The organism is Enterobacter sp. SA197 (genome assembly GCF_054131575.1).
Window position 1 is genome coordinate 4494142 of record NZ_CP096393.1, and the last position, 22579, is coordinate 4516720.

21 protein-coding genes, 3 tRNA genes and 4 rRNA genes are annotated in these 22579 nt (G+C 50.8%); 10 read left to right on the forward strand and 18 right to left on the reverse strand.

Translation table 11 applies throughout. The features are described 5' to 3' along the window. Positions 1–422: 422 nt before the first annotated feature. The 4 genes from M1D91_RS21005 (at position 423) to M1D91_RS21020 (ending at position 4581) form a co-directional block, all read left to right on the forward strand. Positions 423–1448 (forward strand): amino acid ABC transporter substrate-binding protein, encoded by a 1026-nt coding sequence (locus M1D91_RS21005; protein ID WP_437434444.1) that lies wholly within the window; start codon positions 423–425, stop codon positions 1446–1448. A gap of 72 nt (positions 1449–1520) precedes the next feature. Next, positions 1521–2702, forward strand: coding sequence for an amino acid ABC transporter permease (locus M1D91_RS21010; RefSeq protein WP_437434445.1), 1182 nt, complete (start codon positions 1521–1523; stop codon positions 2700–2702). Positions 2703–2711: 9 nt separating this feature from the next. Continuing rightward, on the forward strand, positions 2712–3815 hold the full coding sequence (locus M1D91_RS21015) for an amino acid ABC transporter permease (protein ID WP_437434446.1): 1104 nt from the start codon (positions 2712–2714) through the stop codon (positions 3813–3815). Positions 3816–3822: 7 nt separating this feature from the next. Further along, entirely contained in the window at positions 3823–4581 is a 759-nt protein-coding gene (locus M1D91_RS21020; RefSeq protein ID WP_437434447.1) for an amino acid ABC transporter ATP-binding protein, read from the forward strand. A 172-nt stretch (positions 4582–4753) separates the two neighbouring features. On the opposite strand, the gene rrf (M1D91_RS21025) is transcribed toward M1D91_RS21020, so the two are convergent. From rrf (M1D91_RS21025) to M1D91_RS21055, 7 genes are all read right to left on the reverse strand, one after another. After that, a 5S ribosomal RNA gene (gene rrf, locus M1D91_RS21025) occupies positions 4754–4869 on the reverse strand. Positions 4870–4908: 39 nt separating this feature from the next. After that, positions 4909–4984, reverse strand: a tRNA-Thr gene (locus M1D91_RS21030). A gap of 14 nt (positions 4985–4998) precedes the next feature. Next, positions 4999–5114 (reverse strand): 5S ribosomal RNA (gene rrf, locus M1D91_RS21035). Between the two features lie 196 nt (positions 5115–5310). Then, positions 5311–8215: ribosomal RNA gene (locus M1D91_RS21040) — 23S ribosomal RNA — on the reverse strand. A 207-nt stretch (positions 8216–8422) separates the two neighbouring features. Next, positions 8423–8498, reverse strand: a tRNA-Ala gene (locus M1D91_RS21045). Between the two features lie 104 nt (positions 8499–8602). Then, positions 8603–8679, reverse strand: a tRNA-Ile gene (locus M1D91_RS21050). 71 nt (positions 8680–8750) lie between these two features. Further along, positions 8751–10290, reverse strand: a 16S ribosomal RNA gene (locus M1D91_RS21055). Together the 16S, 23S and 5S rRNA genes with 3 tRNA genes alongside form the textbook arrangement of a ribosomal RNA operon. A gap of 475 nt (positions 10291–10765) precedes the next feature. Here M1D91_RS21055 and M1D91_RS21060 point away from each other — a divergent pair. Next, a complete protein-coding gene (locus tag M1D91_RS21060) occupies positions 10766–11314 on the forward strand; it encodes a gamma carbonic anhydrase family protein (protein ID WP_437434280.1) in 549 nt (182 codons plus the stop codon). Here M1D91_RS21060 and M1D91_RS21065 read toward each other — a convergent pair. From M1D91_RS21065 to dprA, 6 genes are read right to left on the reverse strand one after another with little or no spacing between them, the layout of a single operon-like run. Beyond that, complete coding sequence (locus tag M1D91_RS21065) at positions 11296–11553, reverse strand: DUF1488 family protein (RefSeq protein WP_437434281.1); 258 nt, start codon at positions 11551–11553, stop codon at positions 11296–11298. The genes M1D91_RS21060 and M1D91_RS21065 overlap by 19 nt on opposite strands. Then, positions 11550–12368, reverse strand: a complete 819-nt coding sequence (gene aroE / locus M1D91_RS21070) for a shikimate dehydrogenase (RefSeq protein ID WP_437434282.1) — start codon at positions 12366–12368, stop codon at positions 11550–11552. The genes M1D91_RS21065 and aroE overlap by 4 nt, the downstream gene beginning before the upstream one ends. Before the next feature lie 4 nt (positions 12369–12372). Next, positions 12373–12945, reverse strand: coding sequence for an L-threonylcarbamoyladenylate synthase type 1 TsaC (gene tsaC / locus M1D91_RS21075; RefSeq protein WP_437434283.1), 573 nt, complete (start codon positions 12943–12945; stop codon positions 12373–12375). A gap of 3 nt (positions 12946–12948) precedes the next feature. Continuing rightward, a complete protein-coding gene (locus M1D91_RS21080; RefSeq protein WP_437434284.1) occupies positions 12949–13491 on the reverse strand; it encodes a DNA topoisomerase family protein in 543 nt (180 codons plus the stop codon). 23 nt (positions 13492–13514) lie between these two features. Continuing rightward, positions 13515–13988, reverse strand: a complete 474-nt coding sequence (gene smg / locus M1D91_RS21085) for a DUF494 family protein Smg (RefSeq protein WP_437434285.1) — start codon at positions 13986–13988, stop codon at positions 13515–13517. After that, positions 13960–15084: a DNA-protecting protein DprA gene (dprA, locus tag M1D91_RS21090; protein ID WP_437434286.1), complete on the reverse strand. Its 1125-nt coding sequence runs from the start codon at positions 15082–15084 to the stop codon at positions 13960–13962. The genes smg and dprA overlap by 29 nt, the downstream gene beginning before the upstream one ends. Before the next feature lie 133 nt (positions 15085–15217). Here dprA and def point away from each other — a divergent pair, with 133 nt between their 5' ends. The 5 genes from def to mscL all read left to right on the forward strand — a co-directional run bounded on the left by def (position 15218) and on the right by mscL (position 19976). Next, complete coding sequence (gene def, locus M1D91_RS21095; protein WP_437434287.1) at positions 15218–15727, forward strand: peptide deformylase; 510 nt, start codon at positions 15218–15220, stop codon at positions 15725–15727. Positions 15728–15741: 14 nt separating this feature from the next. Next, positions 15742–16689 carry a methionyl-tRNA formyltransferase gene (fmt, locus tag M1D91_RS21100; protein ID WP_437434288.1) on the forward strand — a complete coding sequence of 316 codons (948 nt, stop codon included), beginning with the start codon at positions 15742–15744 and terminating at the stop codon, positions 16687–16689. 47 nt (positions 16690–16736) lie between these two features. Then, a complete protein-coding gene (gene rsmB, locus M1D91_RS21105) occupies positions 16737–18026 on the forward strand; it encodes a 16S rRNA (cytosine(967)-C(5))-methyltransferase RsmB (protein ID WP_437434289.1) in 1290 nt (429 codons plus the stop codon). A gap of 22 nt (positions 18027–18048) precedes the next feature. Beyond that, a complete protein-coding gene (gene trkA, locus M1D91_RS21110) occupies positions 18049–19425 on the forward strand; it encodes a Trk system potassium transporter TrkA (protein WP_437434290.1) in 1377 nt (458 codons plus the stop codon). Positions 19426–19562: 137 nt separating this feature from the next. Next, positions 19563–19976: a large-conductance mechanosensitive channel protein MscL gene (mscL, locus tag M1D91_RS21115; RefSeq protein ID WP_437434291.1), complete on the forward strand. Its 414-nt coding sequence runs from the start codon at positions 19563–19565 to the stop codon at positions 19974–19976. Here the strand turns inward: mscL and M1D91_RS21120 are convergent. The 5 genes from M1D91_RS21120 to M1D91_RS21140 form a co-directional block, all read right to left on the reverse strand. Further along, on the reverse strand, positions 19973–20194 hold the full coding sequence (locus tag M1D91_RS21120; protein WP_437434292.1) for an alternative ribosome-rescue factor A: 222 nt from the start codon (positions 20192–20194) through the stop codon (positions 19973–19975). The genes mscL and M1D91_RS21120 overlap by 4 nt on opposite strands. 57 nt (positions 20195–20251) lie before the next feature. Next, positions 20252–20674, reverse strand: a complete 423-nt coding sequence (gene zntR / locus M1D91_RS21125; RefSeq protein ID WP_437434303.1) for a Zn(2+)-responsive transcriptional regulator — start codon at positions 20672–20674, stop codon at positions 20252–20254. Then, on the reverse strand, positions 20674–21045 hold the full coding sequence (locus M1D91_RS21130; protein WP_437434293.1) for a DnaJ family domain-containing protein: 372 nt from the start codon (positions 21043–21045) through the stop codon (positions 20674–20676). Before M1D91_RS21130 ends, zntR begins: the two co-directional genes overlap by 1 nt. A gap of 106 nt (positions 21046–21151) precedes the next feature. Further along, positions 21152–21538 (reverse strand): 50S ribosomal protein L17, encoded by a 387-nt coding sequence (gene rplQ / locus M1D91_RS21135; RefSeq protein WP_001216372.1) that lies wholly within the window; start codon positions 21536–21538, stop codon positions 21152–21154. 40 nt (positions 21539–21578) lie between these two features. Further along, positions 21579–22568 carry a DNA-directed RNA polymerase subunit alpha gene (locus tag M1D91_RS21140; RefSeq protein ID WP_034461761.1) on the reverse strand — a complete coding sequence of 330 codons (990 nt, stop codon included), beginning with the start codon at positions 22566–22568 and terminating at the stop codon, positions 21579–21581. Between the last annotated feature and the right edge of the window lie 11 nt (positions 22569–22579).

A 22579-nucleotide genomic window follows, 5' to 3' on the forward strand; every position in this document is an offset into this window, starting at 1 on the left:
ACGGTTCCCGCCTCTATTTTTAGCCTCACAAAAGAGCACTGGCAAAAAAGTTATCTTAATTAATGTTATTCCTGCGCACCAGTTTTTAACTTCTCTCTTTAATACGTGATGTGATTCACAAAGTAATTCGATTCTCTCTTTGCTTATATTAACCCAGGAAACTTGTTTACTGGCGCATCCGCCTTAATGAAAATATTTTGCTCTGTTTTGTGGCACAGGTTGAAGTTTTGCACCACGCCAGGGCGTTTGGTTTATTTTTTCCTGTCTACACTCTCACTATTACGCCTGCGAACTCAGATATTTCCGCATTCGTAAAACTGGCACTGCCTTTGCTTTAAGGAGTATGGCCAAAGCCACAGACAGGTCTCAGGCGTTTCCCTAACGCCTTATATAACGATAATTTTAGCCACACAGGATGCATTATGAAAAAGATGATGATTGCCAGCCTGGCCGCTGCCGGTGCGCTGTTTGCTGTTGTTAATCAGGCGCATGCGGGAGCAACTCTGGATGCTGTAAAAAAGAAAGGTTTCGTACAATGCGGTATCAGTGATGGCCTGCCTGGCTTCTCTTATGCAGACGCTAACGGCAAGTTCACCGGTATTGATGTGGACGTTTGCCGCGGCGTGGCCGCAGCCCTGTTCGGCGATGATACGAAAGTTAAATACACGCCGCTGACGGCAAAAGAGCGCTTCACCGCGCTGCAATCGGGTGAAGTAGATATGCTCTCCCGTAATACCACCTGGACCTCTTCACGCGATGCTGGCATGGGCATGTCCTTCACCGGTGTAACCTATTATGACGGTATCGGCTTCCTGACCCATAACAAGGCAGGCCTTAAGAGCGCGAAAGAGCTGGATGGCGCAACCGTTTGTATCCAGGCCGGTACCGATACCGAGCTGAACGTGGCGGATTATTTTAAATCCAACAACATGAAATACACGCCAGTGACCTTTGACCGTTCTGATGAATCCGCTAAGGCTCTGGAATCAGGCCGCTGCGACACGCTGGCTTCCGATCAGTCTCAACTTTATGCGCTGCGTATCAAGTTGAGCAACCAGGATGAGTGGATTGTCCTGCCAGAAGTTATCTCTAAGGAGCCGTTGGGACCAGTAGTGCGTCGCGGCGATGATGAGTGGTTCTCTGTCGTCCGCTGGACCCTCTTCGCCATGCTGAACGCCGAAGAAATGGGGGTTAACTCGAAAAACGTTGATGAGAAAGCGGCCAATCCTGCGACACCAGACATGGCCCATCTGCTGGGCAAAGAGGGTGACTTTGGTAAGGATCTGAAACTTGATAACAAGTGGGCCTACAACATCATCAAGAAAGTGGGCAACTATGCAGAAATCTTCGAGCGCAATGTAGGCTCTGAGAGTGCACTGAAAATTAAACGTGGCCAGAACAATCTCTGGAACAACGGCGGGATTCAGTACGCTCCGCCAGTACGTTAATACGTCAGCGTTGTTACGGGTGCCATAACAGTATGGCACCCTGCTCAGAGTCATGGCTACCGAGGTTTTCTTATGTCCCAACGCCGCCCAACCGTTAAAGGATCGCTCTCCTTTTCTAACCCTGCGGTTCGTGCCTGGCTGTTTCAAGTCATCGCGATTGTGGCTGTCATCAGCATCGCGATCTATTTGATACATAACACCGTTACTAACCTGAATAATCGTGGTATCACCTCCGGGTTTGGTTTTCTTGACCGAGCCGCCGGCTTTGGCATTGTTCAGCATCTGATTGATTACGAACAGGGTGATACCTATGGTCGGGTATTCTTCGTAGGTCTGCTTAATACACTGCTGGTTTCGGCGCTGTGTATTGTTTTTGCCTCCTTTATAGGCTTTTTCCTGGGCCTGGCTCGCCTGTCTGAAAACTGGCTGCTGCGTAAGCTATCAACAATTTATATCGAGACGTTTCGTAACATTCCGCCGTTACTGCAAATTTTCTTCTGGTACTTTGCCGTTTTGCGAAACCTTCCCGGCCCGCGACAAGCCCTGAGCGCAATGGATCTGGTCTTCGTCAGTAACCGGGGACTGTATATTCCTTCACCGCAGGTGGGAGAAGGTCTGCTGGCCTTTATTGGCGCCCTCGCTATCGCAGTGGTCATTACCATCGGGCTCTTTCGTTTCAACAAAACGCATCAGATGAAAACTGGCCAGCTACGCCGCACATGGCCAACCGCTCTGGCACTGATTATTATTATGCCGTTACTGGCGCAATGGGGATTTGGTGCGGCATTGCACTGGGAAATACCGCATTTACGCGGTTTTAACTTCCAGGGCGGCATGGTGCTGATTCCTGAGCTGGCCGCGCTAACCATTGCGCTGTCCGTATATACCTCTGCATTTATTGCCGAGATTATTCGCGCGGGGATCCAGTCGGTGCCGCACGGTCAGCATGAAGCGGCACGCTCGCTCGGAATTCCTAATCCAGTAACGTTACGCCAGGTCATTATTCCACAAGCGCTACGGGTCATTATTCCGCCACTGACCAGTCAGTATCTGAACATTGCGAAAAACTCCTCCCTGGCGGCCGCTATCGGTTACCCGGACATGGTTTCCCTGTTTGCAGGCACGGTGCTTAACCAGACCGGGCAAGCTATCGAGACTATCGCAATAACCATGTCTGTTTACTTGATCATCAGCCTGGCGATTTCCCTCCTTATGAACATCTATAACCGCCGTATCGCGTTAATTGAGCGCTAAGGAATCCTGATGACAAAAGCCATTCTGTCTCACTCGACGCGCCAGAAAAGGACGACCCGGAGTGGTGCCCTTTTGTGGGCAAAGAAAAATCTTTTTTCCAGCTGGACCAATACGCTCCTGACCTTGTTCTCACTCTGGCTGATGTGGGAGCTGATTCCGCCGCTGCTGAATTGGGCATTTTTTCAGGCCAACTGGGTGGGTTCTACCCGGGCAGAATGTATCAAAGCAGGGGCATGCTGGGTGTTTGTACACGAGCGCTTTGGTCAGTTCATGTATGGTCTGTACCCTCATGATCAACGCTGGCGTATCAACCTTGCGTTGATTATCGGTCTACTTTCTATTGCCCCGATGTTCTGGAAATCACTGCCTGCACGCGGTCGTTACATCGCCGGTTGGGCAGTCATTTACCCTCTCATCGTCTGGTGGTTGATGTACGGCGGTTTTCTCGGCCTTGAACGTGTTGAAACCCGTCAGTGGGGCGGGTTAACACTGACACTAATCATTGCCTCCGTTGGCATTGCCGGTGCCCTGCCGCTGGGGATTTTGCTGGCACTGGGGCGTCGTTCTACCATGCCTGTCGTGCGCCTGCTTTCCATCATCTTCATTGAATTCTGGCGTGGCGTACCTTTGATTACCGTTCTGTTCATGTCATCAGTCATGCTGCCGCTATTTATGTCTGAAGGCACCAGTATTGATAAGCTCATACGCGCGTTGGTGGGGGTGATTCTGTTCCAGTCCGCGTATGTTGCAGAGGTGGTGCGGGGCGGTTTACAGGCACTACCAAAAGGTCAGTATGAGGCGGCCGAATCCCTGGCGCTGGGCTACTGGAAAACCCAGGGGCTGGTGATTTTACCGCAGGCGCTGAAGCTGGTAATTCCAGGCCTGGTTAATACCATTATTGCCCTGTTCAAAGATACCAGCCTTGTGATCATCATTGGTCTGTTTGATCTGTTCAGTAGTGTGCAGCAGGCCACGGTAGATCCCGCCTGGCTTGGTATGTCTACCGAAGGCTATGTCTTTGCCGCATTAGTGTACTGGATTTTCTGTTTTAGCATGTCGCGCTACAGCCAGCATCTGGAGAAGCGCTTTAACACCGGGCGTTCAGCGCATTGAGGAACCTATGAGTCAAATTACTATGCAACCTGCAGACGCGATGATTACGCTCGAAGATGTGAACAAGTGGTATGGTCAGTTCCACGTTCTCAAAGATATCAATTTAAAAGTGAAGCAAGGCGAACGCATCGTGTTATGCGGGCCGTCAGGATCGGGTAAATCGACCACAATCCGCTGCATTAACCATCTCGAAGAGCATCAACAGGGCCGTATCGTGGTGGATGGCATTGAGCTGAATGAGGATATCCGGAACATTGAGAAAGTGCGCCAGGAAGTCGGCATGGTATTTCAGCACTTCAATCTTTTCCCACATTTGACCGTGCTGCAAAACTGTACTCTGGCACCAGTCTGGGTGCGAAAAATGCCGAAGAAAGAAGCCGAAGCGCTGGCGATGCATTATCTGGAACGGGTCCGTATCGCCGAGCATGCGCATAAATTTCCGGGGCAGATTTCTGGCGGGCAACAGCAGCGCGTCGCTATTGCACGCTCACTCTGTATGAAGCCGAAAATCATGTTGTTTGATGAACCAACATCCGCGCTTGATCCGGAAATGGTAAAAGAGGTTCTCGACACCATGATTGGCCTGGCTGAGTCAGGCATGACAATGCTCTGTGTAACGCATGAAATGGGCTTTGCCCGCACGGTAGCCGATCGGGTGATCTTTATGGATCGCGGAGAAATCGTAGAGCAAGCGCCTCCGCAAGAGTTCTTCGCACACCCCAAATCAGAGCGTACTCGCGCTTTCCTCTCGCAGGTTATTCATTAACCCTTTCTCTCACCCGGCGGCAATGTGTCGCCGGGTCGTTTCATGCTACTCACTCAGTACCGCGTTCGTTATGGCGTTTATTGCCTCATCGGCAGCGTGAGTACGACCTGTTATCAGCAAAAGAGAAATGCAAAAAGGCCATCCTTTCGGATGACCTTTTCACGTAATTGATGTCTGGCAGTTCCCTACTCTCGCATGGGGAGACCCCACACTACCATCGGCGCTACGGCGTTTCACTTCTGAGTTCGGCATGGGGTCAGGTGGGACCACCGCGCTACTGCCGCCAGACAAATTCTTTTCTAAGCGCCGAACTTTAACCTTTAAAACTGGTGCTGATACCCAGAGTCGAACTGGGGACCTCACCCTTACCAAGGGTGCGCTCTACCAACTGAGCCATATCAGCACACTTAATTTGATGCCTGGCAGTTCCCTACTCTCGCATGGGGAGACCCCACACTACCATCGGCGCTACGGCGTTTCACTTCTGAGTTCGGCATGGGGTCAGGTGGGACCACCGCGCTACTGCCGCCAGGCAAATTCTTTGTGCTCTGTACGCAATCTTTTATCGCATCAGCCGCGTTGCCTGCGCTCGAAAAGTCAGTCACATACCTCAGTATGCTCCTTCCTTTCCTTCGCTGGCCGCCTTGCTGCTGCGCAAATTATTGCGCACTTAATTCTGGAATCAGCTGAAAATCGTCTCTCTTCACGCCAAAACAGCTTCGGCGTTGTAAGGTTAAGCCTCACGGTTCATTAGTATCGGTTAGCTCAACGCATCGCTGCGCTTACACACCCGACCTATCAACGTCGTCGTCTTCAACGTTCCTTCAGGAGACTTAAAGTCTCAGGGAGAACTCATCTCGGGGCAAGTTTCGTGCTTAGATGCTTTCAGCACTTATCTTTTCCGCATTTAGCTACCGGGCAGTGCCATTGGCATGACAACCCGAACACCAGTGATGCGTCCACTCCGGTCCTCTCGTACTAGGAGCAGCCCCCCTCAATTCTCCAGCGCCCACGGCAGATAGGGACCGAACTGTCTCACGACGTTCTAAACCCAGCTCGCGTACCACTTTAAACGGCGAACAGCCGTACCCTTGGGACCTACTTCAGCCCCAGGATGTGATGAGCCGACATCGAGGTGCCAAACACCGCCGTCGATATGAACTCTTGGGCGGTATCAGCCTGTTATCCCCGGAGTACCTTTTATCCGTTGAGCGATGGCCCTTCCATTCAGAACCACCGGATCACTATGACCTGCTTTCGCACCTGCTCGAGCCGTCACTCTCGCAGTCAAGCTAGCTTATGCCATTGCACTAACCTCCTGATGTCCGACCAGGATTAGCTAACCTTCGTGCTCCTCCGTTACACTTTAGGAGGAGACCGCCCCAGTCAAACTACCCACCAGACACTGTCCGCAACCCGGATCACGGGTCCACGTTAGAACATCAAACATTAAAGGGTGGTATTTCAAGGTTGGCTCCACGCAGACTGGCGTCCACGCTTCAAAGCCTCCCACCTATCCTACACATCAAGGCTCAATGTTCAGTGTCAAGCTATAGTAAAGGTTCACGGGGTCTTTCCGTCTTGCCGCGGGTACACTGCATCTTCACAGCGAGTTCAATTTCACTGAGTCTCGGGTGGAGACAGCCTGGCCATCATTACGCCATTCGTGCAGGTCGGAACTTACCCGACAAGGAATTTCGCTACCTTAGGACCGTTATAGTTACGGCCGCCGTTTACCGGGGCTTCGATCAAGAGCTTCTCCTTACGGATAACCCCATCAATTAACCTTCCGGCACCGGGCAGGCGTCACACCGTATACGTCCACTTTCGTGTTTGCACAGTGCTGTGTTTTTAATAAACAGTTGCAGCCAGCTGGTATCTTCGACTGGTTTCAGCTCCGTGAGCAAGTCACTTCACCTACGCACCAGCGTGCCTTCTCCCGAAGTTACGGCACCATTTTGCCTAGTTCCTTCACCCGAGTTCTCTCAAGCGCCTTGGTATTCTCTACCTGACCACCTGTGTCGGTTTGGGGTACGATTTCGTGTTACCTGATGCTTAGAGGCTTTTCCTGGAAGCAGGGCATTTGTCACTTCAGCACCGTAGTGCCTCGTCATCACACCTCAGCGTTAAAAGGTACCGGATTTACCTGGAACCTCCGCCTACATGCTTAAACCGGGACAACCGTCGCCCGGCCGACATAGCCTTCTCCGTCCCCCCTTCGCAGTAACACCAAGTACAGGAATATTAACCTGTTTCCCATCGACTACGCCTTTCGGCCTCGCCTTAGGGGTCGACTCACCCTGCCCCGATTAACGTTGGACAGGAACCCTTGGTCTTCCGGCGAGCGGGCTTTTCACCCGCTTTATCGTTACTTATGTCAGCATTCGCACTTCTGATACCTCCAGCAGCCCTCACAGGCCACCTTCAACGGCTTACAGAACGCTCCCCTACCCAACAACACATAGTGTCGCTGCCGCAGCTTCGGTGCATGGTTTAGCCCCGTTACATCTTCCGCGCAGGCCGACTCGACCAGTGAGCTATTACGCTTTCTTTAAATGATGGCTGCTTCTAAGCCAACATCCTGGCTGTCTGTGCCTTCCCACATCGTTTCCCACTTAACCATGACTTTGGGACCTTAGCTGGCGGTCTGGGTTGTTTCCCTCTTCACGACGGACGTTAGCACCCGCCGTGTGTCTCCCGTGATAACATTCTCCGGTATTCGTAGTTTGCATCGGGTTGGTAAGCCGGGATGGCCCCCTAGCCGAAACAGTGCTCTACCCCCGGAGATGAATTCACGAGGCGCTACCTAAATAGCTTTCGGGGAGAACCAGCTATCTCCCGGTTTGATTGGCCTTTCACCCCCAGCCACAGGTCATCCGCTAATTTTTCAACATTAGTCGGTTCGGTCCTCCAGTTAGTGTTACCCAACCTTCAACCTGCCCATGGCTAGATCACCGGGTTTCGGGTCTATACCCTGCAACTTAACGCCCAGTTAAGACTCGGTTTCCCTGCGGCTCCCCTATACGGTTAACCTTGCTACAGAATATAAGTCGCTGACCCATTATACAAAAGGTACGCAGTCACACCACGAAGGTGCTCCCACTGCTTGTACGTACACGGTTTCAGGTTCTTTTTCACTCCCCTCGCCGGGGTTCTTTTCGCCTTTCCCTCACGGTACTGGTTCACTATCGGTCAGTCAGGAGTATTTAGCCTTGGAGGATGGTCCCCCCATATTCAGACAGGATACCACGTGTCCCGCCCTACTCTTCGAGTTCACAACAGATGCGTTTTCGTGTACGGGACTTTCACCCTGTACCGTGCGACTTTCCAGACGCTTCCACTAACACATTTGCTGATTCAGACTCTGGGCTCCTCCCCGTTCGCTCGCCGCTACTGGGGGAATCTCGGTTGATTTCTTTTCCTCGGGGTACTTAGATGTTTCAGTTCCCCCGGTTCGCCTCATGCCACTATGTATTCATGACATGATAGTGTGACGAATCACACTGGGTTTCCCCATTCGGGTATCGCCGGGTCAAGGGTTCATATCACCTCGCCGGCGCTTATCGCAGATTAGCACGCCCTTCATCGCCTCTGACTGCCAGGGCATCCACCGTGTACGCTTGGTCGCTTAACCTCACAACCCGAAGCTGTTTCGTAAAACGCTTCAGTGTCGTGAAAATTTGAGAGACTCAAACACGCCTGTTTTTCTTTTCTTATTACGGAGAAAAGAAACAGGGTGTTGTTTCAATTTTCAGCTTGATCCAGATTTTTAAAGAGCAAAACTTCGCAGTGAACCTTTTCAGGTACACTCTGAAGTTTTCTTGTGGTGTGCAGTAAAGGATGGTGGAGCTATGCGGGATCGAACCGCAGACCTCCTGCGTGCAAGGCAGGCGCTCTCCCAGCTGAGCTATAGCCCCATCGGTAAACCTCATCAACCTTAATTTCTGTTGAGGCAAGGCGTGGTGACACGAAGCATACTGAAGTATGTGAGTGTCGCCGCAACGCAGCATCAGCAGAAATTTGGTAGGCCTGAGTGGACTTGAACCACCGACCTCACCCTTATCAGGGGTGCGCTCTAACCACCTGAGCTACAAGCCTGCAGAGATTTCTTTACTGCTTCATTTCATCAGACAATCTGTGTGAGCACTGCAAAGGCAGGTTCTTTAAGGTAAGGAGGTGATCCAACCGCAGGTTCCCCTACGGTTACCTTGTTACGACTTCACCCCAGTCATGAATCACAAAGTGGTAAGCGCCCTCCCGGAGGTTAAGCTACCTACTTCTTTTGCAACCCACTCCCATGGTGTGACGGGCGGTGTGTACAAGGCCCGGGAACGTATTCACCGTGGCATTCTGATCCACGATTACTAGCGATTCCGACTTCATGGAGTCGAGTTGCAGACTCCAATCCGGACTACGACGTACTTTATGAGGTCCGCTTGCTCTCGCGAGGTCGCTTCTCTTTGTATACGCCATTGTAGCACGTGTGTAGCCCTACTCGTAAGGGCCATGATGACTTGACGTCATCCCCACCTTCCTCCAGTTTATCACTGGCAGTCTCCTTTGAGTTCCCGACCGAATCGCTGGCAACAAAGGATAAGGGTTGCGCTCGTTGCGGGACTTAACCCAACATTTCACAACACGAGCTGACGACAGCCATGCAGCACCTGTCTCAGAGTTCCCGAAGGCACCAATCCATCTCTGGAAAGTTCTCTGGATGTCAAGAGTAGGTAAGGTTCTTCGCGTTGCATCGAATTAAACCACATGCTCCACCGCTTGTGCGGGCCCCCGTCAATTCATTTGAGTTTTAACCTTGCGGCCGTACTCCCCAGGCGGTCGACTTAACGCGTTAGCTCCGGAAGCCACGCCTCAAGGGCACAACCTCCAAGTCGACATCGTTTACAGCGTGGACTACCAGGGTATCTAATCCTGTTTGCTCCCCACGCTTTCGCACCTGAGCGTCAGTCTTTGTCCAGGGGGCCGCCTTCGCCACCGGTATTCCTCCAGATCTCTACGCATTTCACCGCTACACCTGGAATTCTACCCCCCTCTACAAGACTCAAGCCTGCCAGTTTCGAATGCAGTTCCCAGGTTGAGCCCGGGGATTTCACATCCGACTTGACAGACCGCCTGCGTGCGCTTTACGCCCAGTAATTCCGATTAACGCTTGCACCCTCCGTATTACCGCGGCTGCTGGCACGGAGTTAGCCGGTGCTTCTTCTGCGGGTAACGTCAATCGACACGGTTATTAACCGTATCGCCTTCCTCCCCGCTGAAAGTACTTTACAACCCGAAGGCCTTCTTCATACACGCGGCATGGCTGCATCAGGCTTGCGCCCATTGTGCAATATTCCCCACTGCTGCCTCCCGTAGGAGTCTGGACCGTGTCTCAGTTCCAGTGTGGCTGGTCATCCTCTCAGACCAGCTAGGGATCGTCGCCTAGGTGAGCCATTACCCCACCTACTAGCTAATCCCATCTGGGCACATCTGATGGCAAGAGGCCCGAAGGTCCCCCTCTTTGGTCTTGCGACGTTATGCGGTATTAGCTACCGTTTCCAGTAGTTATCCCCCTCCATCAGGCAGTTTCCCAGACATTACTCACCCGTCCGCCACTCGTCACCCGAGAGCAAGCTCTCTGTGCTACCGTTCGACTTGCATGTGTTAGGCCTGCCGCCAGCGTTCAATCTGAGCCATGATCAAACTCTTCAATTTAAGTTTGATGCTCGTAGAATTAAACTTCGTAATGAATTACGTGTTCACTCTTTGAGACTTGGTATTCATTTTTTGTCCGAGGACATCAAGAATCCATGTCACTTTGAGTGCCCACACAGATTGTCTGATAAATTGTTAAAGAGCAGTGCAACGCGGCTTTCGCTCACCGTTGCGAGGTGGCGTATATTACGCTTTCCTCTTTCAGAGTCAACCCTGATTTTCAGGATTTTTCTCTTCAACCGAACCGGCTGTTTAGTGTGAAGTGATTCACATCTGCCGTGTCGATGGAGGCGCATTATAGGGATCCAAACTTTTAGCACAAGCCTTTTTTAGATCTTTTTTTCTGATTGCTGCTTTTCCATTCTTTTCGCCCAGATCCCATACGATCTGCTCAAATTCTGATAAGCAAAAGGGTTGCACAACGCCGGTATTGCTACCAAAGTCATCATCACAACCTGTTTTCGATGAGGTAGCTATGTCTACAGTATTACGTCCTTATAAGGATCTTTTTCCAAAAGTGGGTATGAAGGTGATGGTTGATGACACCAGCGTTGTCATTGGCGATGTCAGAATCGGTGACGATGTGGGTATCTGGCCTCTTGTCGTCATACGAGGTGACGTCAATTACGTAATGATAGGGGCGCGCAGTAATATTCAGGATGGAAGCGTATTGCATGTCACTCACAAATCGTCGTACAACCCCGCTGGTAATCCTCTCCTTATTGGAGATGACGTCACGATAGGGCACAAGGTAATGCTCCACGGCTGCACTATTGGTAATCGGGTACTGGTGGGCATGGGCTCGATTGTGCTCGACGGTGCAGTTATCGAAGAAGATGTAATGATTGGAGCAGGGAGTCTGGTCCCACAGAATAAGAGGCTGGAGAGCGGCTATTTATACCTTGGCAGCCCCGTTAAGCAAATCCGCCCACTCACTGAGGCTGAAATAGAAGGGCTGAAATATTCAGCCAATAATTATGTGAAATGGAAAGATGAATACCTTGCTCAGGATAACCAGATCTGACCCTGATCGTCCTCTTCCTGCGCCAGGATAAGCTGTTCAGCTTCATCCTCAAGGTCCCACCGATGTTGCCTGAATAACGCCAGCCACTGCGCTGGCGTATCGCCCCCAAAACGGGAGGTCAGCACCTCGCCGCGAATAATGCAGGTAAGTAGCATGCCATTGACTATCGCCGGGAAGCGAAGCATGGACTCTGCCTCACTCCACTCTTCACGATCGGGGAACTGTATCGCCTGATTCACCCTTCAAGCTCCTGTTTTAGCACTGCAAGGACAGGCTGGATCTCAGGCAATACGCCGTGCCATAACAATACCGCATGTGCTGCTTGCCCCACCAGCATGCCCAGGCCATCGGAACAGTACGTGGCACCCCGTGATTTGCACCAGGCCAGAAAAGGCGTATCACCTTTTTGATAAAACATGTCATAGCAATACGACTGCGAGTGAATAATGGATTCTGGTAATAACGGGATCTCACCGCTGATGCCGCTTGAGGTTGCGTTAATGACCAAATCAAATTCATGCCCGGGTAAATCGCTCTGGGTTACAGCGCTTACGCTTCCCGTATGAGTAAAAAGTGAGGCGAGCTCGTGCGCCCGTGAATAGGTACGATTAACGATTGTCACAGCACAATCCAGCGAGAGTAACGGCAGCAGCGCACCACGCGCCGCGCCTCCTGCTCCAATGAGCAGGATACGGAAACCCGGTTTAATAAAAGACAAACGCTGCAGGTCACTCAGCAGCCCAATACCATCAGTGTTATCCCCCACCAGCCGACCATCTTCCAGACGCTTAAGCGTGTTGACCGCGCCAGCAAGCGCCGCCCGTTCTGTTAGTTCATCCGCACGACTGAAAGCTTCTTCTTTAAATGGCATGGTGACATTCGCCCCTTTGCCGCCTTCAGCGAAAAAGGCATTCAGGGTATTCGTAAAATCATCTAATGGCGCAAGAATGCGCCCATAGGGATGTTCTATCTTCAGTTGTTGAGCAAAGTGCGCATGGATAGCTGGCGACTTGCTATGCGCAATCGGGTTACCAAAAACAACATAAGGTTCCATAAAGTCACCCCTGACGGAAAAGTTCGCCGGTAAGGGCATCACGTATCTCTGAGGGGTTGAGTCTTCCCCCCGTCATACCTTCAACAACAGGGAAATCGGCCCCGAATTGCTGCCTGACTTCGTCATCTGTTCTACAAGGTGGTAATCCCGTAAGGTTTGCACTAGTCGAGACCAGAGGTTTACCAAAAGCTTCGCATAGCGAAATGACGAGAGGATGGTCTGTTACGCGCACCGCCAGAGAATCAAAACGGCCGGTCAACCAGCGTGGTGTTGTGGCTCTCGCCGGGAAAACAAAGGTCACCGGCCCGGGCCAGCAGGCAAAAATGGCCTGACGCTGCTCTTCATTAAGCATGCTGTCATCTATATATGGTTTGAGTTGCTCAAAATTTGCCGCAATCAGGATCAAGCCCTTTTCGACCGGACGGTGTTTCAACTCAAGTAAGCGATGTACAGCACTTTCGCTGTCTGGATCGCATCCAACACCAAAAACAGCCTCGGTTGGATAAGCAATGACGTTTTTATTTTTAAGGACCGCCACCGCTGCAGCGATAGGATCTATTTGCAGGTTATTTATCACGATTTATTCCGCCGTTACCGGCTGTCCACATTGTTTGCTGGCGCAAAAGAGCTTTATACCCTGCGCCGTTTTCTTCTCTATTAACAGGGGATAATGGCAGGTGGGACACTCACCTGCCACAGGTTTGAAATTGATGACAAACTGGCAGTCAGGGTAGCGATCACAGGAATGGAAAGTTTTGCCAAACCTGGAGCGACGCTGAATGAGATGCCCGGTCTGGCATTGAGGGCAGGTAATAGCCGTGTCATCAGGCTTATCGATTTGTTCTGTATGCGCGCATTCCGGATAGTGGCTACAGCCAATAAACATGCCAAAGCGGCCCTGCCGCAATACTAGAACAGAACCACATTCAGGGCATAATTGCCCATCCAGAATTTTTACAACATGCCCATCTGCCTGACTTTTCAGGGGGCGCACATAATCACACTCAGGATAATGAGAGCACCCAAGAAACGGACCGTGTTTACCGGAGCGAATCACAAGTTCAGCCCCGCACTGCGGGCAGGGCTCATTGTTGCGCACCGGAAAAAGTGCTGATTTAGCCATAATGACTCGGAAAGCTGCGAAGTTTAATGCAGCATACCTTCATTCACTTCAAAGAGTAATTCTTCCATTTGCTGGTAGGCATTCTCACACCCAGGAATATTGAAGAGCACCATAAGAATGACCCATTTCAGGTCTTCTAAATCGAACTCGACCGTATCCAGCGCAAGCACGCGTTCAATAACCATTTCTCGCGTATCGAGGTTCAGCACCTGAATTTGCTCCAGGAATAATAAAAATCCCCGGCAACTGGCATCCAGCCTGTCACACTCTTCTGCCGTATAAATGCGTACGGACAAAGGATCGGAAGCTAACTGCATCGGTTCGGCAAGGCCTTCCTGATAATCAGCCAGCTTTTCCAGCCAGAGAAGCGCGTTGTAAATGTCCTCACGGTCAAAGCCGGCGTCAGTCAGATCCCGTTCCAGTTTGTCCTGATCTACACGCATTTCAGCTTCGTTATGGATGTAAGTCTCAAACAAATACATTAGTACGTCGAACATGGCTTGCCCTCCTCAATCGGACATAGCCGCCGGGTACAGCTGCGATCCACCCTGCTAACTCCAGCTCAAGTAATTGAGTAACCGTTACTGGCACAGGTTGGCCGGCACGTTCAGCGACGACGTCAACAGGTGTTACCTCATCTCCTACGTTAGCCAGGAGCTCAGGAAATGGCAATGCCACCTCTTCTTGATTTGGTGAATAAATTGTCTTTTCGGTTTGGATTTGCGGTGCTGACAACCTGCCCGGGAAGTTTTCCAGAATGTCTTCTGGCGAGGTGACGAGGTAAGCCCCTTGCTGGATAAGCCAGTGTGGACCTTCACTCCCTGGAGCACCGTTCGGCCCAGGCAGAGCGAATACATCGCGTCCCTGTTCCAAGGCACACCGCGTGGTCACTAACGAGCCACTTCGCAACGCAGCTTCAACCACGAATACTGCACGGCTGAGGCCACTAATGATGCGGTTTCTTCGCGGGAAATTGCCTGGAAAAGGAGGGGTATTCAAGGCGAACTCTGATACTAACGCTCCACCCTCACTGATTATTTGTTCAGCGAGTGACGCATGTCGCTTTGGATGCAATGTAAAAAGGCCGTTTCCGAGCACGGCGATGGTTCTTCCTCCGACCGCCAGTGCGCCACGATGCGCGACACTATCAATCCCAAGAGCCAGTCCGCTGGTGATCACCAGACCACACTGTGCGAGTGCTTCGCACAATGACCGTCCCCACCGCTCCCCGTACCATGAGTGCGTGCGACTTCCTACAACGGCAAGCTGGTGCGCCGCCAGAACTGCCGGATCACCTTTTATAAATATCGCGCCAGGATAATCAGCGATCGCTCGTAGCTGAGCGGGATAACACGCATCCGTGGCCAGAATAAGATGATGCCGGGGCTCTGCCAGCCAGCACAAACTCTCTTCTATTTCTCGCGGCGTCATAGACAGAAAGCGGCGCGCCTGCTTTGCACGCAATCCAGTATCAATTAATGCGTTAAAATCGATGCTGGCGGCTTTAGCCAAACGCTGTGCAATCCGTACCATCTCATCTCCATAGAGATCGTTTACATAGATCAAACGCAACCATATTTCTGTGGATGTCATCCTCTTACCCGCCCTTGCCATAAGTGGCTCGCTCAATCCTTGCGATTGGTCACCGATGCTGTCAATCGGAGGGGGATTTGTCTAGAATAGGGCTAATAATCTTTCCAACTCCTGAACACGACTCTGGATATCTATGGCAGTTTTGCAAGTGTTACATATTCCCGACGAGCGTCTTCGCAAAGTCGCAACGCCGGTAAAAGAAGTGAATGAAGAAATTCAGCGTATCGTTGATGATATGTTTGAAACGATGTATGCCGAAGAAGGTATTGGTCTGGCTGCCACGCAGGTAGATATTCACCAGCGCATTATCGTTATTGATGTTTCAGAAAACCGCGATCAGCAATTGACGTTGATTAACCCGGAACTTCTGGAGAAAAGCGGTGAGACGGGCATCGAAGAAGGCTGTCTGTCAATTCCTGAACAGCGTGCGTTGGTTCCACGCGCTGAGAAAGTAAAAATCCGCGCGCTTGATCGCAACGGGGAACCGTTTGAACTTGAAGCTGATGATCTGCTGGCTATCTGTATTCAACATGAAATGGATCATTTGGTCGGTAAATTATTTATTGATTATCTCTCACCACTCAAGCAGCAGCGCATTCGTCAGAAAGTTGAAAAACTGGATCGTTTGAAAGCCAGAGCGTAAGGACAAACACGACCGTGTCAGATTCTCTACGGATTATTTTTGCAGGTACTCCTGATTTTGCAGCGCGTCATTTAGACGCGCTGTTATCTTCTCAGCATCAGGTCGTCGGGGTCTTTACTCAACCAGACCGACCTGCTGGCCGAGGCAAAAAGCTCATGCCGAGCCCGGTAAAGGTCCTCGCGCAAGAAAAAGAGATCCCGGTGTATCAGCCCGCATCTCTTCGTCCGCCAGAAAACCAGCAGCTCATCGCCGACTTAGATGCTGATGTGATGGTCGTGGTTGCCTATGGTTTAATTTTGCCAAAAGCAGTACTGGATATGCCGCGCCTGGGGTGCCTCAATGTCCACGGCTCGCTTCTTCCTCGTTGGCGTGGTGCCGCACCTATCCAGCGCTCTCTTTGGGCTGGCGATAAAGAAACTGGCGTAACCATCATGCAGATGGATGTCGGTCTAGATACGGGCGACATGCTTTACAAGCTCTCCTGCCCCATTTCGGACGACGATACCAGTGCCTCACTGTATGACAAGCTTGCGCAACTTGGCCCACAAGGTCTGCTTGAAACACTGAAGCAAATTGCTTCGGGCTCGTCATTGCCTGAAGTGCAGGATGATGCGTTAGTCACCTATGCTGAAAAGCTAAATAAAGAAGAAGCGTTAATGGACTGGAATATTCCTGCCGTTCAGCTTGAACGTTGCATCCGCGCCTTTAACCCCTGGCCTGTGAGTTATTTCATTGTTGATGACCAGCCCGTTAAAGTCTGGAAAGCATCAGTTATCAGCGCCCCTTCAGCGGCAGAGCCCGGGACGATAATTGATGCCAATAAACTTGGTATTCAGGTCGCCACTGCTGATGGAATTTTAAATCTTGAATCCCTTCAACCGGCAGGAAAAAAAGCGATGACTGCATGGGATTTACTCAATTCCCGCCGCGAGTGGTTCACGCCAGGAAAACGCCTCAGTTGATTCCCCTTTTCTCAGCCCGGTAAACCGGGCATTTTTATTTTGCGGTTATGAAAAAAAATCTTAATTTACGCAGCCTTGCAGCGCAGGCAATAGAGCAAGTCATCGAAAAAGGTCAGTCGCTAAGTAGCGTCTTACCTGTATTCCAGCAAAAGGTATCCGATAAAGACAAAGCATTACTGCAGGAGCTCTGCTTTGGCGTATTGCGTACCCTTTCTCAGTTAGACTGGCTAATCAATAAATTGATGGCCCGCCCGATGGCGGGAAAACAGCGTTCGGTACATTATCTGATCATGGTAGGGCTGTATCAGTTATTGCATACGCGTATACCGCCTCATGCAGCATTAGCTGAAACGGTTGAAGGTGCAGTGGCAATTAAGCGTCCCCAGCTTAAGGGACTGATAAACGGTGTATTGCGACAGTTTCAGCGCCAGCAGGAAGCCCTGATGGCTGAGTTTGATAAAACACAGAACCGGTACCTCCACCCGGAGTGGCTTCTGCAACGAATCAAGCGCGCTTACCCTCAGGAATGGCAAAATATTGTTGAAGCTAACAACCAGCGCCCACCTATGTGGCTTCGGGTAAACCGTACGCATCACACCCGTGATGCATGGCTGGAATTGCTTGAAGCAGAGGGCATGCAGGGGGCCACAAACGATACCTATCCAGATGCCGTCAGATTAGGTTCGCCAGCTCCGGTGCACCTCCTTCCCGGTTTCGATCAAGGCTGGGTAACCGTACAGGATGCAGCAGCTCAGCGAAGCGTCACTTTTCTTGCCCCTCAGGATGGTGAGCGCATACTTGATTTGTGTGCGGCGCCAGGTGGGAAAACGACGCATATTCTGGAAGCTGCACCTCAGGCCCGCGTTCTTGCCGTGGATATCGACGAGCAGCGCTTGTCCCGGGTTTATGACAATCTGAAAAGATTGGGGATGAAAGCAGAAGTTAAACAAGGTGACGGCCGCCTCCCGGAACTCTGGTGCGGAGAGGAAAAATTCGACCGTATTCTGTTGGATGCGCCGTGCTCTGCGACGGGAGTCATTCGCCGCCATCCGGACATAAAATGGCTGCGTCGTGATCGGGACATTCAGCAGCTTGCTCAACTGCAATCGGAAATACTTGATGCTATCTGGCCCCATCTGAAATCTGGCGGCACGCTGGTTTATGCCACGTGCTCTATTTTGCCGGAAGAGAATACGTTGCAAATAAGGGAATTTTTGAAACGTACCCCGGATGCAGAATTAGTTACGACCGGCACACCAGATAAGCCAGGTCTGCAACATCTCCCCGCGGCGGAAGAGGGTGATGGTTTCTTTTACGCTAAGCTTTTAAAACAGTAATGGTAAGAGCGGATTACAGCAGATGAAAATAATAATCTTGGGTGCCGGACAGGTTGGCGGCACCCTGGCAGAAAACCTCGTTGGCGAGAATAACGATATTACCGTTGTCGATACTAATGGGGATCGTCTGCGTATCCTCCAGGATAAATTTGATTTGCGCGTTGTTCAGGGGCATGGTTCTCACCCCAGGGTATTACGCGAGGCCGGGGCAGATGATGCAGATATGCTCGTCGCCGTTACCAGTTCCGATGAAACCAATATGGTAGCTTGTCAGGTCGCTTATTCTCTCTTCAATACTCCCAACCGCATCGCGCGCATTCGCTCGCCGGACTATGTTCGTGATGCAGATAAACTGTTTCATTCAGAAGCGGTCCCCATTGACCACCTCATCGCGCCAGAACAGCTTGTTATCGATAGCCTTTATCGGCTCATTGAGTACCCGGGAGCATTGCAGGTTGTTAACTTCGCCGAAGGGAAAGTCAGCCTTGCGGTCGTGAAGGCTTATTATGGTGGCCCGCTGGTAGGTAATGCCTTATCAACGATGCGTGAGCATATGCCGCATATTGATACACGCGTTGCCGCTATTTTCCGCCACGATCGTCCAATTCGCCCTCAGGGCTCAACCATTGTTGAAGCCGGTGATGAAGTGTTCTTTATTGCTGCATCACAGCATATCCGGGCAGTCATGAGTGAGTTGCAACGACTCGAAAAACCTTACAAACGCATCATGCTGGTCGGGGGCGGGAATATTGGTGCCGGGCTCGCGAGGCGCCTTGAGAAGGAATACAGCGTTAAGCTGATCGAACGCGACCAACAGCGGGCTGCAGAGCTGGCGGAGAAGCTGCAGAATACAATCGTCTTTTATGGTGATGCTTCGGATCAGGAATTGTTAGCAGAAGAACATATTGATCAGATGGATCTGTTCATTGCTGTCACCAATGATGATGAAGCTAATATTATGTCCGCCATGCTAGCCAAGCGCATGGGCGCAAAGAAAGTTATGGTTCTGATCCAGCGTAAGGCCTATGTCGATTTAGTACAGGGGAGCGTCATTGATATCGCCATCTCCCCCCAGCAGGCAACCATCTCAGCGCTTCTGAGCCATGTGCGAAAAGCCGATATTGTTGGTGTCTCTTCCCTCCGGCGCGGCGTAGCGGAAGCTATTGAAGCGGTCGCTCATGGCGATGAGAGTACCTCCCGTGTTGTTGGCCGTGTGATCGACGAGATTAAACTCCCCCCGGGAACCATAATAGGCGCCGTCGTTCGTGGTAATGATGTCATGATTGCGAATGATAACCTGCGCATAGAGCAAGGTGACCATGTGATCATGTTTCTTACGGATAAAAAATATATTACCGATGTTGAGCGCCTCTTCCAGCCAAGCCCCTTCTTTTTATAATTTGCAAGGCGCCGTTACTGGCGCCCTTTCCGTACGCTCTGTATGTTTTCTTAAAATAAAGACGAATTAGTGATGCGAATGGCAATTGTTAGGACATTTGTTAGACTTACGTTACCAGATAGCATAAGGGGAAAAGCATGAGCTTATTGAAAGACTTCCGTGAATTTGCGATGCGCGGAAACGTTGTAGATTTAGCAGTGGGTGTCATTATCGGTGCGGCATTCGGCAAAATTGTATCATCCCTTGTCGCTGATATTATTATGCCGCCGCTTGGTCTTTTAATTGGTGGAATCGACTTTAAACAATTTGCTTTGACCCTTCGCCCTGCTCAGGGAGATGTACCTGCTGTGGTAATGCATTACGGTGTGTTCATCCAGAACGTTTTTGACTTCATCATTGTTGCCTTCGCAATCTTCATGGCAATCAAAGTCATTAATAAGCTCAAGCGTAAACAGGCTGAAGAACCTAAAGCACCGCCAGCGCCCAGCAAAGAAGCGGTATTGTTAACGGAAATTCGTGATTTACTGAAAGCGCAAAACAGCCGTCCTTAATTCAGACCGTACACAGGCAGAAGGCCAGTGGTAAAAAAGCGTTCTGCTTGTTTGCCACTGGCCTCCCAGTTACCACGATTTGCATGTTTTCCTTTACGTAGATAGCTTCCCTTTCCTTTCTTATTCTTTTCAACACGTTGTCTGAAAAGGGGATCATGCAGTAATGCTTCTATGGCATTGTCCTTGATTTGACCTTTAGTATGCTGATAACGGCTCATAACAACTCCAGGGTTGGTTAAAAAACGACGCAAGTGTAGTCCGGGCCAGTACTAAAATCAACTGACCTCCCGACCTGTCGAACCTTGCTCAAGTGTTTCAAGAATTGAACAGTAAACGCTACTGTGTGCACTGCCGCAGCAGGTATCATTCAGCTTCTGTAAGGACTGACGTATAAGCTGCAACTCCTCAATGCGAGCTTCAACTTCACGAAGCCGCTCCTGAACAATACTTTTTGATTCCTGACAGGTATGGTGTTCTGGATCGATCCTAATCGAAAGCAGTTCACGAATAGATTCCAGGGTAAAACCCAACTGTCTTGCATGACGGATAAATTTTAGCCGTTGTAAATCAGTATCAGAGTAGAGACGAAAGCCGCCTTCGGTCCGGATTTCGTGTTCCATCATCTGCTGCTTTTCGTAATAACGTATGGTATCAGGGGTTACATTTGCCAGTCTGGCCAGTTCTCCGATGCGAAACATCATTTTTGCTCCTCTATTTTCTGCAGGATCTTTGCAGCGTAGTCGGTATGCAAAAAATCGACATTTAATCCCGCCTGACGAAGTTTGAGTTCGAGTAGCGAAAGTCGGCGCCTTAATGGAGCATAGTCCGGGTGCCCGGTAGGGAGTTGCTGCAAGAGATCGTTAAGCTTAAGCGCTTCTTTACGGTATTCAAGTTCAGGAGGCAAAAACCCCGAATTCTTCAAAAGCGTAAAGCCAGCGCGTAATTCTGGTGGAACCTGCGAATTATCCTCAAGGATTAGTGGCTTGCCACTACCAGGAAGATCATCTAACTCACCTTTCACTTGTGCATCCCGAATATGGCGTTCAGCCCACTGGTCTATTAACCACATGGCCTCCTCCCGGAAAGAACATAAAAGATACAGGTATTGTAGAAAAATGACGTTTATAAGCCTATAAAAAAACCCGCCGGAGCGGGTTTTTTTACTTCACTACAGATTACTCTGCAGCTGCTTCTGCTTTCGACTCAGAGCGATCAACCAGCTCGATGTATGCCATCGGCGCGTTGTCACCTGCACGGAAGCCACACTTCAGAATACGAGTGTAACCACCGGCACGGCTCGCGAAACGCGGGCCCAGTTCGTTAAACAGTTTTGCCACGATCTCGTTATCACGAGTACGGGCGAATGCCAGACGACGATTAGCAACGCTGTCAGTCTTGGCAAGAGTAATCAGCGGCTCAACTACGCGACGCAGCTCTTTCGCTTTAGGCAGGGTCGTCTTGATGATTTCATGACGAACCAGTGAACCTGCCATGTTGCGGAACATAGCCTGGCGATGGCTGCTGTTGCGGTTCAGTTGACGACCACTCTTACGATGGCGCATGACCTTATCCTTCTCAGTAAAACCTTAACCTGTGATCCGGTTACTCGTCAGCAATGCTTGCCGGTGGCCAGTTTTCCAGGCGCATGCCCAGAGACAGTCCACGGGAGGCCAGCACGTCTTTAATCTCAGTAAGAGATTTTTTACCCAGGTTCGGCGTTTTCAGCAACTCAACCTCGGTACGCTGTACCAGATCACCGATATAGTGGATAGCTTCTGCCTTGAGGCAGTTAGCAGAGCGGACAGTCAATTCCAGATCGTCAACAGGGCGCAGCAGGATCGGATCGAATTCTGGTTTCTCTTCTTTCACTTCCGGCTGACGTACATCACGTAAGTCAACGAAAGCTTCCAGTTGTTCTGCCAGGATGGTTGCCGCACGACGAATCGCCTCTTCAGGATCGATTGTGCCATTGGTTTCCATTTCGATGACCAGCTTGTCCAGGTCGGTACGCTGTTCTACACGCGCTGCTTCAACATTGTAGGCAATACGCTCTACAGGGCTGTAGCATGCGTCGACCAGCAGACGGCCGATTGGGCGCTCATCTTCTTCCGAATGAATTCGGGCAGAAGCCGGCACATAACCACGACCGCGCTGAACTTTGATACGCATGCTAATAGATGCGTTCTCATCGGTCAGGTGGCAGATCACGTGCTGCGGCTTGACGATTTCGACATCACCGTCGTGGGTGATATCGGCTGCAGTCACAGGGCCAATGCCAGATTTATTCAGAGTAAGAATAACATCATCTTTACCCTGAACTCTCACCGCCAGCCCTTTCAGGTTGAGCAGGATTTCCAGGATATCTTCCTGAACGCCTTCTTTGGTGCTGTACTCGTGCAGTACACCATCAATCTCAACCTCGGTCACCGCGCAACCCGGCATCGATGAGAGCAGAATACGGCGCAGTGCGTTACCTAAAGTATGGCCAAAGCCACGCTCTAAAGGCTCAAGGGTCACCTTGGCGTGCGTCGAACTCACTTGCTCGATATCTACCAGGCGCGGTTTTAGAAACTCTGTCACAGAACCCTGCATTGTGTCCTCTC

Excerpts from the sequence above, each read along its gene's own strand:
- M1D91_RS21005 (WP_437434444.1), top strand. The coding sequence starts at position 423 with ATGAAAAAGATGATGATTGCCAGCCTGGCCGCTGCCGGTGCGCTGTTT.
- M1D91_RS21010 (WP_437434445.1), top strand. The coding sequence starts at position 1,521 with ATGTCCCAACGCCGCCCAACCGTTAAAGGATCGCTCTCCTTTTCTAAC.
- M1D91_RS21015 (WP_437434446.1), top strand. The coding sequence starts at position 2,712 with ATGACAAAAGCCATTCTGTCTCACTCGACGCGCCAGAAAAGGACGACC.
- M1D91_RS21020 (WP_437434447.1), top strand. The coding sequence starts at position 3,823 with ATGAGTCAAATTACTATGCAACCTGCAGACGCGATGATTACGCTCGAA.
- M1D91_RS21060 (WP_437434280.1), top strand. The coding sequence starts at position 10,766 with ATGTCTACAGTATTACGTCCTTATAAGGATCTTTTTCCAAAAGTGGGT.
- aroE (WP_437434282.1), bottom strand. The coding sequence starts at position 12,368 with ATGGAACCTTATGTTGTTTTTGGTAACCCGATTGCGCATAGCAAGTCG.
- M1D91_RS21080 (WP_437434284.1), bottom strand. The coding sequence starts at position 13,491 with ATGGCTAAATCAGCACTTTTTCCGGTGCGCAACAATGAGCCCTGCCCG.
- smg (WP_437434285.1), bottom strand. The coding sequence starts at position 13,988 with ATGTTCGACGTACTAATGTATTTGTTTGAGACTTACATCCATAACGAA.
- dprA (WP_437434286.1), bottom strand. The coding sequence starts at position 15,084 with ATGACATCCACAGAAATATGGTTGCGTTTGATCTATGTAAACGATCTC.
- def (WP_437434287.1), top strand. The coding sequence starts at position 15,218 with ATGGCAGTTTTGCAAGTGTTACATATTCCCGACGAGCGTCTTCGCAAA.
- rsmB (WP_437434289.1), top strand. The coding sequence starts at position 16,737 with ATGAAAAAAAATCTTAATTTACGCAGCCTTGCAGCGCAGGCAATAGAG.
- trkA (WP_437434290.1), top strand. The coding sequence starts at position 18,049 with ATGAAAATAATAATCTTGGGTGCCGGACAGGTTGGCGGCACCCTGGCA.
- mscL (WP_437434291.1), top strand. The coding sequence starts at position 19,563 with ATGAGCTTATTGAAAGACTTCCGTGAATTTGCGATGCGCGGAAACGTT.
- M1D91_RS21120 (WP_437434292.1), bottom strand. The coding sequence starts at position 20,194 with ATGAGCCGTTATCAGCATACTAAAGGTCAAATCAAGGACAATGCCATA.
- zntR (WP_437434303.1), bottom strand. The coding sequence starts at position 20,674 with ATGTTTCGCATCGGAGAACTGGCCAGACTGGCAAATGTAACCCCTGAT.
- M1D91_RS21130 (WP_437434293.1), bottom strand. The coding sequence starts at position 21,045 with ATGTGGTTAATAGACCAGTGGGCTGAACGCCATATTCGGGATGCACAA.
- rplQ (WP_001216372.1), bottom strand. The coding sequence starts at position 21,538 with ATGCGCCATCGTAAGAGTGGTCGTCAACTGAACCGCAACAGCAGCCAT.
- M1D91_RS21140 (WP_034461761.1), bottom strand. The coding sequence starts at position 22,568 with ATGCAGGGTTCTGTGACAGAGTTTCTAAAACCGCGCCTGGTAGATATC.